The sequence below is a fragment of the Microbacterium enclense genome (assembly GCF_001456955.1).
Lineage (GTDB): Bacteria > Actinomycetota > Actinomycetes > Actinomycetales > Microbacteriaceae > Microbacterium > Microbacterium enclense.
Genome location: NZ_KQ758470.1, coordinates 414,893 through 427,863, shown reverse-complemented (window position 1 = coordinate 427,863; position 12,971 = coordinate 414,893). Strand labels below are relative to the sequence as shown.

General features: G+C 69.7%; 13 protein-coding genes. 3 read left to right on the top strand and 10 right to left on the bottom strand.

Going from position 1 to position 12,971, the window contains the following annotated elements; genetic code table 11:
* Nucleotides 1–6 precede the first annotated feature (6 nt).
* Both AS029_RS09895 and AS029_RS09890 read left to right on the top strand, forming a co-directional pair.
* The gene (locus AS029_RS09895) at nucleotides 7–414 is read left to right on the top strand and encodes a rhodanese-like domain-containing protein (RefSeq protein ID WP_058232411.1); all 408 of its coding nucleotides are present in this window, start codon (nucleotides 7–9) and stop codon (nucleotides 412–414) included.
* A gap of 101 nt (nucleotides 415–515) precedes the next feature.
* Nucleotides 516–1,481 (top strand): alpha/beta fold hydrolase, encoded by a 966-nt coding sequence (locus AS029_RS09890; protein WP_058232410.1) that lies wholly within the window; start codon nucleotides 516–518, stop codon nucleotides 1,479–1,481.
* Between the two features lie 280 nt (nucleotides 1,482–1,761).
* Here AS029_RS09890 and AS029_RS09885 read toward each other — a convergent pair whose 3' ends face one another.
* The 6 genes from AS029_RS09885 to AS029_RS09860 form a co-directional block, all read right to left on the bottom strand.
* Nucleotides 1,762–2,553: a PP2C family protein-serine/threonine phosphatase gene (locus AS029_RS09885; protein ID WP_058232409.1), complete on the bottom strand. Its 792-nt coding sequence runs from the start codon at nucleotides 2,551–2,553 to the stop codon at nucleotides 1,762–1,764.
* A 4-nt stretch (nucleotides 2,554–2,557) separates the two neighbouring features.
* Nucleotides 2,558–2,974, bottom strand: coding sequence for a cytochrome c oxidase subunit 4 (locus AS029_RS09880; RefSeq protein WP_058232408.1), 417 nt, complete (start codon nucleotides 2,972–2,974; stop codon nucleotides 2,558–2,560).
* A 4-nt stretch (nucleotides 2,975–2,978) separates the two neighbouring features.
* Nucleotides 2,979–4,742 (bottom strand): aa3-type cytochrome oxidase subunit I, encoded by a 1,764-nt coding sequence (gene ctaD / locus AS029_RS09875; protein WP_058232492.1) that lies wholly within the window; start codon nucleotides 4,740–4,742, stop codon nucleotides 2,979–2,981.
* Between the two features lie 2 nt (nucleotides 4,743–4,744).
* Nucleotides 4,745–5,626, bottom strand: a complete 882-nt coding sequence (gene ctaC, locus AS029_RS09870) for an aa3-type cytochrome oxidase subunit II (RefSeq protein WP_082642245.1) — start codon at nucleotides 5,624–5,626, stop codon at nucleotides 4,745–4,747.
* A gap of 167 nt (nucleotides 5,627–5,793) precedes the next feature.
* A complete protein-coding gene (gene erpA / locus AS029_RS09865; protein ID WP_058232406.1) occupies nucleotides 5,794–6,159 on the bottom strand; it encodes an iron-sulfur cluster insertion protein ErpA in 366 nt (121 codons plus the stop codon).
* 71 nt (nucleotides 6,160–6,230) lie between these two features.
* Nucleotides 6,231–7,625 carry a dipeptidase gene (locus tag AS029_RS09860; protein ID WP_058232405.1) on the bottom strand — a complete coding sequence of 465 codons (1,395 nt, stop codon included), beginning with the start codon at nucleotides 7,623–7,625 and terminating at the stop codon, nucleotides 6,231–6,233.
* Nucleotides 7,626–7,671: 46 nt separating this feature from the next.
* Between AS029_RS09860 and AS029_RS09855 the strand changes: the two genes are divergently transcribed.
* Nucleotides 7,672–8,244 carry a DUF3043 domain-containing protein gene (locus AS029_RS09855; RefSeq protein WP_058232404.1) on the top strand — a complete coding sequence of 191 codons (573 nt, stop codon included), beginning with the start codon at nucleotides 7,672–7,674 and terminating at the stop codon, nucleotides 8,242–8,244.
* A 163-nt stretch (nucleotides 8,245–8,407) separates the two neighbouring features.
* Here the strand turns inward: AS029_RS09855 and AS029_RS09850 are convergent, their stop codons facing one another.
* The 4 genes from AS029_RS09850 to AS029_RS09835 form a co-directional block, all read right to left on the bottom strand.
* Entirely contained in the window at nucleotides 8,408–9,433 is a 1,026-nt protein-coding gene (locus tag AS029_RS09850) for a quinone-dependent dihydroorotate dehydrogenase (RefSeq protein ID WP_058232491.1), read from the bottom strand.
* 5 nt (nucleotides 9,434–9,438) lie between these two features.
* On the bottom strand, nucleotides 9,439–9,939 hold the full coding sequence (nrdR, locus tag AS029_RS09845; RefSeq protein ID WP_058232403.1) for a transcriptional regulator NrdR: 501 nt from the start codon (nucleotides 9,937–9,939) through the stop codon (nucleotides 9,439–9,441).
* Nucleotides 9,940–9,941: 2 nt separating this feature from the next.
* Nucleotides 9,942–11,243, bottom strand: coding sequence for a histidinol dehydrogenase (gene hisD, locus AS029_RS09840; RefSeq protein WP_058232402.1), 1,302 nt, complete (start codon nucleotides 11,241–11,243; stop codon nucleotides 9,942–9,944).
* 392 nt (nucleotides 11,244–11,635) lie between these two features.
* Nucleotides 11,636–12,916: a hypothetical protein gene (locus tag AS029_RS09835; protein WP_058232401.1), complete on the bottom strand. Its 1,281-nt coding sequence runs from the start codon at nucleotides 12,914–12,916 to the stop codon at nucleotides 11,636–11,638.
* Between the last annotated feature and the right edge of the window lie 55 nt (nucleotides 12,917–12,971).

The window sequence follows — 12,971 nt, the reverse complement described above, 5'->3', positions numbered from 1 at the left end:
TGAGGCATGACCGATGCTGTGCAGTACTTCCAGAACCGCCTCGCCGTCGAGACCGACCCGTCGGACGTCTACGCCGCGCAGAGGGCGGGAGAACGGTTCGTGCTCGTCGACGTGCGCGGCGACGAGGCGTGGGCGCAGGGGCGGATCTCGGGCGCTGTGCACATGCCCTACCGACAGATCGCGGAGCGCGCGCCCCTCGAGCTCGACCGGGGCACTCCCGTGGTGGTTTACTGCTGGAGCCCCGGCTGCAACGCCGGGCAGAAGGGCGCTCTCGCCTTCGCCCAGCTCGGCTACTCGGTGAAGGAGATGATCGGCGGCTACGAGTACTGGGTTCGCGAGGGGCAACCGTTCGAGAACGACGGCGGACCGTGCGAGCGCGTGTTCGATCCGACCGTGATGGTGGTGCGGCACTGACACGCACCAGCGCCCGGTGGCAGACCCGGTGTCTTCCGCCCGTCGTGACGTCGGACCGGTGCGCCCACGGCATCCCTCGTCCCCTGCCATAGGATGCCGGGATGCAGCACCCGCCTCTCGAGCCCTTCACGCATGGTTTCCTGGAGCGCCCTCACGGGGTCCTGCTGTACTGGGAGGCCTCGGGCAACCCGGCGGGTCGACCGGCCCTGTATCTCCACGGTGGCCCGGGCGGAGGACTCGGGAAGGGCGGTTATCGTCGGCGCTTCGATCCGGAACTCCACCTCATCATCGGCCTAGACCAGCGCGGATGCGGGAAGAGCACACCATGGGCGTGCGACGACCTCGCGAGCCTCGAGATCCAGACCACCGCGCACCTGGTCGACGACATCGAAGCGCTCCGCCAGCACCTCGGCGTGGACGCATGGCTCGTGCACGGCGTCTCATGGGGTTCCACGCTCGCCCTGGCGTACGCGTTGGCTCACCCACGGCGTGTATCCGCCATCGTGAACCTGGCCGTGACGACCGGCGGCCGGTGGGAGATCGACTGGATCACCGACGGGATCGCTCCGGTCTTTCCGGAAGCGCACGAGCGATTGCGCGAGCCACTGCGAACGGACGAGCGGACCATCGACGGATACGCACGTCTGCTGACAGACGACGACCCGCGGGTGCGCATCGACGCCGGCGACAGATGGGATGCCTGGGAGGCGACTCACATCTCGCTCGGTCCCCTGGCGAAACCGGGCCCCCTCCACGAGGACGCGCGGCACCGTCTCAACTTCGCGACGCTGGCGACGCATTACTGGGCCCGCGACTGCTTCCTGCCGGGCGAGCAGGCGGTCCTCCCCCGCGCCCACGAACTAGGGGGCATCCCCGGGGTGCTCGTACACGGGCGGCGCGATATCAGCGGGCCCGCCCTCACCGCCTGGCAACTGCACCGCGCGTGGCCCGGCAGCCGCCTCGAGATCGTCGAGGAGGACGGACACGGAGGCCCGCGGAGCGCCGAGCTGGCCGGGGCAGCGATCGACGCCTTCGCGCGTGCCGCGCTCGAGCACAGCGTGAGCTGAGGTGTAGGGCGCACACCGTTACGCCCGAGGCGACGGATAGCCGGACTCGCGACCGACCGCCACACGCGCCAAAGAGCGCGCCAGCGGCCCGTTCCGTCACACGACGGAACGATCAGGCTGTCGGCGCGCGCTCGGAGGCTCAGCGGGCGTCCACGGGGATGCGAGGCCGCCTCGCCCTGCCGGAAGCGCGCACGCGAACGCAAGCGCCAACGCGACCGATGGAAGCGTGCAGCGCGAGACATGGGACCCACACCAGCAGGAAGCACCCCGGGCGCCGTCGTCAGGCCGTCTCGACGTCCTCTGCGAACCAGCGAGCGGCGGAACCGAAGAACACGGGCTCCGTCGTCACCGTGTCATCGTCGTCGACGACGTCGCAGACGACGACCGTCACGTTGTCGCGCGTCCCCGCCTCGAGTGCGAGGGCCACGGCGGACGCAGCTGCCGCGCGCGGATCGTGGGCGTCGGCGATGAGACGCGCGACGTCGGCTTCGGGCACGTAGTCGGTGAGCCCGTCACTGCACAGGACCCAGCGGTCGCCGACCCGCGGCGGGCGCTCCGCCACCGACACGACGTCGCCTTCTGCGCCACCCAGTGACGCCGTGATGATGTTGCGTCGGGGGTGCGCCGCCGCCGCCTCGGGCGGGATGATGCCGTGGTCGACCAGCGCCTGCACGTACGAGTCATCGCGCGTCTCGCGAGAGAATTCGCCGTCACGCAAGAGGTAGGCGCGCGAGTCGCCCGTGTGCGCGAGCAGCAGATCTCCGGTCGTACTCAGGAAGATGCCGGTGAACGTGGTGGCCATGCCCTCGAGAGCCGGGTCACGCTCGACGTGCGCTCGGATGTCCCAGTTCGCTTCGCGGATACGCACGAGAAGCCCATCGGCATCGAGACCCCCACCGCGTGTCGCCACCAGGCGATGCACCAAGGCCGCCGACGCGAGATCACCAGACGGACCGCCTCCGACGCCATCAGCGACGGCCGCACCCCAGGACGCCGCGAAGGCGGCGTCCTGGTTGGTGGGACGGTGGGCGCCGGCATCCGAGACGGCGGCCGTTATCAGCCGAACGGGCACAGGATCAGCGCGCGAAGTACCCGCGGTAGTACTCGTACACCCAGCCGACGATGGCGACCACGAAGACCGCGAATCCGACGGGGACGAGCCAGCTGCCCACGGCGAGACCGATCACGGCGATCGCCGCGGAAGCCGCGAGCACGATCGGCCACCACGACCACGGGCTGAACTCACCCATCTCGGGGTCGCCGTCGTCGATGTCGGCCGTCAGCGTGTCTTCGGGCAGTTCACCGCGCTGCGCCTTGAGGACGCGCCCGATGTAGAAGGCGATCATCGTCGACATGAGACCGAGGAACGCCAGGGCGACCGTGCCGACCCACTCGACGCCGCCGTGCTGGAGCAGGCTCCAGACGGTGTAGACGGCGGCGATCAGGAAGGAGAAGACCGCGAGAATCCACCAGAGGTTGGTATTGGTACGCATCGGCTTACTTGACCTCTCCAGCAGCGGCATCCACGACGGGCGCATCCGGGGCGTCCTTGGCCGGGCCCACACCGACCGGGATACCGGCCTCGGGGTGGTTCAGGTCGAACGCGGGGCGCTCGCTGCGGATACGCGGGATGGAGGTGAAGTTGTGACGGGGCGGCGGGCAGGACGTCGCCCACTCGAGCGATGCGCCGTAGCCCCACGGGTCGTCCACCGTCACGCGCGGTGCCTTGCGAGCCGTGATCCACACGTTGAGGAGGAACGGGATCATCGAGGCGCCGAGGATCATCGAACCGACCGTCGACAGCTGGTTCTCCCACGTCCACCCATCGGCAGCGGCGTAGTCGGCGTAGCGGCGGACCATGCCGTCGACACCGAGCCAGTGCTGGATGAGGAAGGTCATGTGGAAGCCGATGAACAGCATCCAGAAGTGCACCATGCCGAGACGCTCGTTGAGCATCTTGCCGGTCCACTTCGGCCACCAGAAGTAGAAGCCGGCGAACATCGCGAACACGACCGTGCCGAAGACCACGTAGTGGAAGTGGGCGACCACGAAGTACGAGTCGGAGAGGTGGAAGTCCAGCGGGGGCGAAGCCAGGATGACACCGGTCAGACCACCGAACACGAACGACACGAGGAAGCCGAGAGCGAACACCATCGGTGTCTCGAACGTGACCGAGCCTCGCCACAGCGTTCCGATCCAGTTGAAGATCTTCACACCGGTCGGCACCGCGATCAGCATCGTCATGAGGGCGAAGAACGGCAGCAGCACACCACCCGTGACGTACATGTGGTGCGCCCACACGGCCACCGACAGGGCGGCGATCGCGATGGTCGCGTATACGAGCGTCTTGTAGCCGAAGATCGGCTTGCGGCTGAACACCGGGAAGATCTCGGAAACGATGCCGAAGAACGGCAGCGCGATGATGTACACCTCGGGGTGACCGAAGAACCAGAACAGGTGCTGCCAGAGCAGAACGCCGCCGTTCTCGGGGCTGTAGATGTGCGAGCCGAGCACACGGTCGGCGGCGGCGGCGAAGATGGCCGCGGCCAGCACGGGGAACGCGAGCAGGATCAGGATGCTCGTGATGAGCGTGTTCCACGAGAAGATCGGCATGCGCCACATCGTCATGCCCGGTGCACGCATGGTGAGCACCGTGGTGATGAAGTTCACCGCACCGAGGATCGTGCCGAAACCGCTGATGCCGAGACCCAGCATCCAGAGGTTTCCACCGACACCCGGGGAGAAGCTCGCGTTGGCGAGCGGCTGATAGGCGAACCATCCGAAGCCGGCCGCACCCTGAGGGGTGAGGAAGCCCGACACGGCGATCGTGGAGCCGAACAGGAAGAGCCAGAACGCGAACGCGTTCAGACGCGGGAACGCCACGTCGGGCGCACCGATCTGCAGCGGGAGCAGGGCGTTGGCGAAGCCGGCGAACAACGGCGTCGCGAACATGAGGAGCATGATCGTGCCGTGCATGGTGAACAGCTGGTTGTACTGCTCTTTGGTCGGGATGATCTGCATGCCCGGCTCGAACAGCTCGGCACGGATGATAAGCGCCATCACTCCACCGAGCATGAAGAACATGACGGAGGCGATCAGGTACATGTACCCGATGGTCTTGTGGTCGGTGGACGTGATCCACTTGACGACCAGGTTGCCCTTCTGCTCGACACGCGTGGTGCTCAGCAGTGCGGCTTGACGCGGCGGGAGAGTCGTCGGCCGCGAAGGGCCCGTCCCCTGGAGCGGAAGCGTCGTGGCCATGATCACTCGTTCCCTTCGGTACCGGTCGTCGTCAGGTTCTGCAGACGCGACAGGTCGCTGATGTCACCCACGTCGCCGGCGCGACGCAGGGAGTCGAGGTAGTCTTCGTACTCGGCCTCGCTGACGACCTTGACGTTGAAGAGCATGGCGGAGTGGTACTCACCGCACAGCTCGGCGCACTTGCCTTCGTACGTGCCCTCACGGGTGGGCGTGAACGACCACTCGTTGTCGCGGCCGATGTACATGTCTTTCTTGTACAGGAAGTCGATGATCCAGAAGGAGTGGATGACGTCGCGCGAGCGGAGGTCGATCTTGACCGTCTTGTTCACCGGCAGGTAGAGGGTGGGCACGTCGTCGAGGTCGTACCCGTCGGAGGTGGCCTTGGCCTGGACGCCCATCGAGTACACGGCGTCGGAGTTGTCTTCTTCTTCGCCGTTGTACTGGAAGTCCCACGCCCACTGCTTGCCGTAGGCCGTGATGGACACGTCGGGGTCGTCGTACTGCGTCTCGAGCGTGTTCTGGTCGCGCGCCGTGAAGGCGAAGAAACCGACGACCAGGATCAGCGGGACGATCGTGTAGAAGATCTCGACCGGCATGTTGTAGCGCAGCTGCACCGGCAGGCCCGACTGGCCCTTGCGACGGCGGTACGCGATGACCGACCACAGCATCAGGCCCCAGGTGATGACACCCACGGCGAGGAGCACGATCCACGAGTTGACCCACAGGCCGGCGACCATGTCGGTGTGGTTCGTCGCGGGCGTGCCGTCATCGACGAAGCCGGGCAGGAATCCGTGCAGCTGGGTCGTGGTGCAGCCCGAGAGGAGTGCGACGGACGCGATCCCGAGAGGGAGCGCTGCCCAGCGAAGGCGACGTTTGGAGGGCACAATGCACCTTTCCGGGTCGTGGATGAAGCTTTGACAGTCTACGGCAACCTCTCACTGTTCTCAGGCCATTCGTCCAGTGCCGAGACATCGAGAACCCCCGGTTTCCACGGTGTGATCCGTGGGTCCCGGGGGTTCTCGAAAGCGGCGCCGTCGAGCGGCGGCAGAGCTCAGTGGAAGCTGTCGCCGCAGGCGCAGGAGCCCTGCGCGTTGGGGTTGTCGATCGTGAAGCCCTGCTCCGAGATCGTGTCTTTGAAGTCGATGCTCGCGCCATCGAGGTACGGCACGCTCATGTCGTCGACGATGACCTCGACGCCGTCGAAGTCGACGACCTTGTCGCCGTCGAGGTAGCGCTCGTCGAAGTAGAGCTGGTAGATGAGTCCGGAGCAGCCGCCGGGCTGCACGGCCACGCGCAGGCGCAGGTCGTCGCGACCCTCCTGCGAGAGCAGGCTCTTCACCTTGTCGGAGGCGGCGGCGGTCAGGCCCACGCCGTGCTCGCGGGTCTCGGCGGAGGACGACAGAGTGGTGTCGGTCATGGCGATGCCCTTCGGGTTGATCGGTCGCGGGGACGAGTCGAGTCTACGCCGATCCCGCCCCCGCGGCCCCGTCAGATGGTGCGTTCGTTCAGCCGCGCCAGAAGCAGCGCCTCTGAGACCAGGGCGTTGCGGAACGTGTCGAGGTGCAGGGACTCGTTCGGGCTATGCGCCCGGGCGTGCGGGTCTTCGACCCCCGTCACGAGGATCTGCGCCGCCGGGAACTCCCGCACGAGGTCGGAGATGAAGGGGATCGAGCCGCCGATGCCGACGTCGACGGAATCGACGCCGTAGCCGTCGGCGAAGGCCGCGCGCGCCTCACCGACCGCCCAGCCGCTCGTGTCGACGAGGAACGAGTCGCCGCAGTCGACGTCGCTGAACTCCAGGTGGGCACCGAACGGCGCGTGCGCGCGAAGGTGCTTCTCGATCGCGGCGAAGGCCTGCTCGGCATCCTGACCGGGCGCGACGCGCGCGCTGATGACGACGCTCGTCTCGGAAGCGAGGGTGTTGGATGCCGACGCCACGGGCGTGGCATCCCATCCGGTGATCGTGACCGACGGCTTGTTCCAGATGCGGCTGAGGATCGAGTCCCGACCGATGGGCCGGACGCCCTCGAGCAGTCCGGACTCCTCACGCAGGGTGGTCTCGTCATAGGTGGGGGTCTCGGCGTCGCGTACGGCGAGCCCATCGACCGCGACCGCGCCGTCATCGTCCCACAGGGTCGCGAGCAGCTTGACGGTGGCGAGCATGGCATCCGGGACCGCGCCGCCCATCATGCCCGAGTGCGATGCGTGCGCGAGGGTGCGGACGGTCAGCGTGAAGCGCGCGTTGCCGCGCAGCGACACGGTGAGACCCGGGGTGCGCTCGTCCCAGTTGCCGGAGTCGGCGACGACGATGACGTCGGAGCGGAGCACATCGGCGTTGTCGGCGAGGAACTGGGCGAAGGACCGGGAACCGTACTCCTCCTCCCCCTCGATGAAGACGGCCAGTCCCAGGTCGAGGTCGTCACCGAGCACCTCGGCCACGGCCCGGATGGCGCCGACGTGCGCCATGATCCCGGCCTTGTCGTCGGCGGCACCGCGTCCGTAGAGGCGACCGTCGCGGACGGTGGGCTGGAAGGGCGGGGAGTCCCACAGCGCCTCGTCTCCGGGGGGCTGCACGTCGTGGTGCGCGTACAGCAGTACGGTCGGGCGTCCGTTGCGCGCGGCACGGGAGGCGAGCACGGCGGGCTGCCCCGTCTCGTCGGTACCGGGGATCGCGGCCCGAGCGACCTTCACCGTGTCGAAGACGCCCGTGCCCTCGAGGAGGGCCGCGACGGCGTCGGCGCTCTTCACCAGGGCGGACTGGTCGAACGCAGGCCATGCGATCGAGGGGATGCGAACGAGCGAGCCGAGATCGGCGAGGGCGGCGGGGATGCCGGCGTCCGCTGCTTTTTGCACAGCGTCCTGCCGGGACAGGTCGAGGGTCATGCGGGTAATCTTAAATCTCCCGATCAGCGAACTTCCGAGGTCTCCCGTGGCAAAGTCTCCCGCCCCCGCTCCCAACGACACCCCCGTCGACCCGACGGAGATCGGCACGGGCAAGGGGCGCGCGACCCCGTCGCGAGCCGAGCAGGAGGCCGCGCGCAAGCGGCCCCTCGTACCCGACACCAAGGAGGCGAAGGCGCGCGCCCGCGCCGAGCTCGCCGCCCAGCGCGAGAAGGCGCGCATCGGCATGGCCGCCGGCGAGGAGCGCTACCTCCCGGTGCGCGATCGCGGGCCGCAGCGCCGATTCGCGCGCGACTTCGTGGATGCCGGCTGGCATCTCGGTGAGGGCGTCATGCCCTTCATGGTGCTCGTCATCGTCGCGACCCTGATCCCCATGTCGATCTTCCAGTACTGGTCGTTCGTGGCGCTGTGGATCTTCATCCTGTTCGTCGTCGGCGACATGATCATCACCTCCATCCGCGTCAAGAAGGCCGCGAAGGAGAAGTTCGGCGAGAGCAAGCTCGAGAAGGGCCTCGGCTGGTACGCGGCGATGCGCACCGTGCAGATGCGCTTCATGCGTCTGCCCAAGGCGCAGGTCAAGCGCGGGCAGTACCCGGTCTGATCGGCCCCTCGAATCGTCGGGAACGGCGCGCCTTCGGGCGCGCCGTTTCTGTTCTCCCCGCCCGTCGGCCCGTTCCGAGACCGGAGCCCCGAGGCCGCTCGCGCGGCGCGCGGGTCAGCGGGTGCGGGGCGGGCGTGTGCCGGGACGGCGACGGCGGGGCGGGTCAGCGGGTGCGCGCGAGGCCGCGGTTGATCTGTCGCGCCCACAGCGGACCGCGGTACAGGAAGCCCGTGTACCCCTGCACCAGAGTGGCGCCCGCCGCGAGGCGCTCGCGCACATCGTCGGCGGTCTCCACTCCCCCGGCCGAGATCACGACGAAGTCCGCCGGAACGGCCTCGCGGACGAGCCGCAGGACCTCGCTCGCGCGTGCCTTCAGCGGGGCACCGGAAAGGCCGCCGACACCCGCGGCCTCGACCGTCGCGGCATCCGTGCGCAGTCCGGAACGTTCGATCGTGGTGTTGGTCGCGATGATCCCCGAGAGACCGGCGTCGACGGCGAGGCGGGCGATGTCCTGCACCTCGGCGTCGTCGAGGTCGGGCGCGATCTTCACCAGCAGCGGCGTCGCACCGGCGGCGTCCCGTATGGCCGTCAGCAGCGGACGCAGCGTCTCGACCGCCTGCAGCCCGCGCAGACCGGGGGTGTTCGGCGACGACACGTTGACCACCAGGTAGTCGGCGAGAGGCGCCAGCAGCTTCGCGCTGCGCACGTAGTCGGTGGTGGCGTCTTCGACGGCGACCACACGGCTCTTGCCGATGTTGACGCCGATCACCGGACACGTCCGCGATCGACGAAGGCGGCGGAGCTTGGCCGCGGCGGCAGCGGCGCCGTCGTTGTTGAAGCCCATGCGGTTGACGACCGCGCGGTCGGCGACCAGGCGGAACAGGCGCGGCTTGGGGTTGCCCGGTTGCGGCAGCGCCGTGACGGTGCCGACCTCCACGTGGCCGAAGCCGAGGGCTCCCAGGCCCCGCCCCATCGTCACGTTCTTGTCGAAACCCGCCGCGACGCCGAACGGCGAGGCGAAGTCGAGCCCGAGCGCGTGCACACGCTGGTCGGGCGTCGGCGCCGTGAAACGCCGGACGACGGATGCCACCGGCTCGACGCCCGCGGCGCGGATGACGAGGGCGCCGAGGTGGTGCGCGAACTCGGGATCGAAGCGGGTGAGAACCGTGCGGAAGAGAAGGGGATACATCACCGTCAGGCTACTGGACGCCCGTCGACCTCGTCGTTCACGGTGGCGGCAGCGCGATGGGCGTGATCGGCGCGCAGCTGCGCGATGGCCGCGTCGAAATCGTCGAGCGAGTCGAAGGCCTGGTAGACGCTCGCGAAACGGAGATACGCGACCTCGTCGAGGTCACGGAGCGGACCGAGGATCGACAGCCCGATCTCGTTCGCCTCGATCTGCGACGACCCGGTCTGTCGGATCGCCTCCTCCACACGCTGGGCGAGCACCGCCAGATCCGCGTCGGTCACCGGCCGTCCCTGGCAGGCCTTGCGGACGCCCGACATGACCTTCTCGCGGCTGAACGGCTCGACCACGCCGGAGCGCTTGATGACGTTGAGGCTCGCTGTCTCGACCGTCGAGAAACGACCACCGCACTTCGGGCACTGCCGACGACGGCGGATGCTGAGACCGTCGTCGCTCGTGCGCGAGTCGATGACGCGGGAGTCCGGGTTGCGGCAGAAGGGGCAATGCACGACTACGCCTCGAAACGGGCCGTGACGGCCTCACCGTGCGCGGGGAGCGCTTCCGCCTCGGCGAGGATGACGATGGCATCCCGCACCTCGGACAGCGCCGCGCGGTCGTACTCCACGACCTGCTGGGGCCGCAGGAACGTCGCCGCCGACAGGCCGGAACCGTACCGCGCCTGACCACCGGTGGGGAGCACGTGGTTGCTGCCGGCGAGGTAGTCGCCGAGGCTCACGGGCGTGTACGGACCGACGAAGACCGCCCCCGCGTTCACGAAGTCCTCGGGACGCGGGTCGGCGAGGTGCAGCTCGAGGTGCTCCGGGGCGTACGCGTTGCTGAATGCCGTCGCCTGCGCGATGTCGTCGACGAGCACGACGGCCGACTGCGGGCCGTGGAAGGCCGCGGTCACCCGCTCGCTGTGACGGGTCGCGTCCACGCGCGCGGGGAGCGCCGCCTGCACGGCGTCGGCGAGGGCAGCGGAGTCGGTCACCAGCACGGCCGACGCCTGCTCGTCGTGTTCGGCCTGGCTCACCAGGTCGACGGCGATCAGAGCAGGGGCGGCGGTGCCGTCGGCCACGACGAGGATCTCGGTGGCGCCGGCCTCGGAGTCCGTGCCGACCCGGCCGGCCACGGCCCGCTTCGCGGATGCAACGAAGTTGTTGCCCGGCCCGGTGACGACGTCGACCGGGTCGAGGCCGATCTCGGACACCCCGTGCGCGAACGCGCCGATGGCACCGGCTCCGCCCATCGCGTAGACCTCGGTCACCCCGAGCAGGCGGGCGGCGGCGAGGATGACCGGGTGCACACGCCCGCCGAACTCGGCCTGGGGAGGAGATGCGAGCGCGACCTCGCGCACGCCGGCGACCTGAGCGGGGACGACGTTCATCACGACGCTGGACGGATAGACCGCCTTGCCGCCGGGAACGTACAGTCCGACGCGACGGACCGGCTGCCACCGCTGGGTGACGCGGGCGCCGGCGCCGAGCTCGGTGACGACTGGGGCGGGCACCTGGGCGGCGGATGCCGTGCGCACGCGCTCGATCGCGGCTTCGAGAGCCGCGCGGATCTCGGGGGCGAGGTCTCGCAGAGCCTCGGCGAGGTGGTCGGCGGGGACGCGGATGGCGTGGTCGCTCACCCGGTCGAAACGCGCGGCCTGCTCGCGCAGCGCCTCTTCGCCGCGGTGGGCGACGTCGTCGACCAGACGCGCGGCCGTGGCCAGGGCCTCGTCGCGCGCGGCGTCGGCGCGGGGAACCACCGCGAGGAGCTCGGCCGGCGAGAGCACGCGGCCGCGGAGATCGATCGTGCGGAGCATGCGTCCAGGTTACCGGCCGTCCTCGCGCCGCCTCGCGCGTCGCGGGCGGCTCGCAGGCGGTGTTCAGCCGGGGGCTGGCGGGTGGCGGGGAGTCGAGGGCCGGCGGGAAGCGGGGAGCCGGAAAGGCTCGCGAGCGGCGGGAAACGAGGACCGGCGGGACGCGGGGAGCCGAAAAACCCGCGGGCGGTGGGGAGCCCCACGGCTCGTGGGCGGTGTTCCGCGGGCAGCTCGCGGGCGGCGGGAGCCGAACGGCCTGCGGGCGGCGCCCAGCGTCGGCCCACGGACGCCGGGCCGTCGTCTGCTCGCGGTCTCGCCCGGTGCGGCGTCGGCCTGACGGCAAACGCGCCCGTCCGCGAGCCGCCCGCGTGCGGCGGGCGGCTCGCGGACGGCGATCAGCCGCGCGTGACGCCGGAGACGTCGTGCAGGTAGCCGATACGGCCGTCGTCGTGACGCACGACGAAGGTCTCACCGCGATCCTCGACGACGAGCGCCCACGCGGTCGGACCGATGCGGAAGATCGGCGTGCCGTAGTCGTCGACGACCTCGCGTTCGACGGGCGCGAGAGCCCAGAACGCCTGTGCGTGCGCGTGCTCCCGCTCGTCGTGGCGGTCGCCAACGGCATCCTCGCGTCCGTACGCCGTCTCGCTCGCGGAGCGGGCGGCGCCGTGGCCGTCGCGGTCGGAGTCGTCGCGGTGCTCGTCGTGAGTGAACTCGACACGCGGGCTCTCGTCGTGGCGGTCCTCGTCGCGCCCGGCGCGAAGCGGGGCGAAGACGTCGGTGTCGTTGTCGTCGGCGGCGTGCGCTGGCAGCACCGTCGTGCGCGGGGCGGCGTCATCGTGCGCGAGGTCGGTCGACCCCGTGTAGCTCCCGGGGGTGGGCGCGTCGTCGTGGACGGCCGTGTGCTCCTCCCCCGCCTGCGGCGCGCGATGTCCGCTGTGGCTGCGCGCCGGCGGGCGCGGCGCACGCGGACGGGCGACGACGGGACGGATCGGACGGGCGTTGCGGTGCGCCGGGACGTCTTCGCGGTCGCGGAAGTCCTGGGAGAACGGGGGGATGAGGGGTGCGAAGACGGTGAGGACGACACCGGCGAGCAGCACGACGGCCTCGACCCAGATGACCCACGAGCGCGTCCAGATACCGGTCTCGTCGAAGACGACGACGGTGTCCCAGACCCACGCGATCCACACCAGCGCCGAGACGGTGAAGGCGACGGAGGCGAACTGGTCGATGCCGAGCGAGCCGACGCGGCGGATTCCTTGGGGCGAGAGGCGACGCAGCACCAGCAGACCGACGGCGACGGTCGGCAGCGCGATCGTGGGGATCCACCACAGGCCCGACAGCCAGACGTTGACACCGCCGACGAGCACTCCCGACGGCGAGTCGAGGAGGTTCGTGCGGAAGAACGAGACGAAGAACGCGACCACCCAGATACCGAGCAGTGCGACCTCGCGGACGGAGAACGGACCGACCCCGTACTGCGGGGCCCGGCCGGTGGGGCTGTCGTTCCTGTCGTGGGAACCGGAGTTGGCGTGCGCCGACGCCGGAACGGAGCGGTGCTCCTCGGCGCGCACGGCGGAGACGGGGCGGTCGCGGTCGGCTGTCTCGTCGGCGGAGGCGGCGAGACGCTCACGATCGTCGGGCGTGATCCCGTCGTGGGGGGTCTGATCGGTCACGATGATCCTTTCACCAGGGCGCCGGAGCGCCTGGTCATCCTAGTCACGGGCTCTT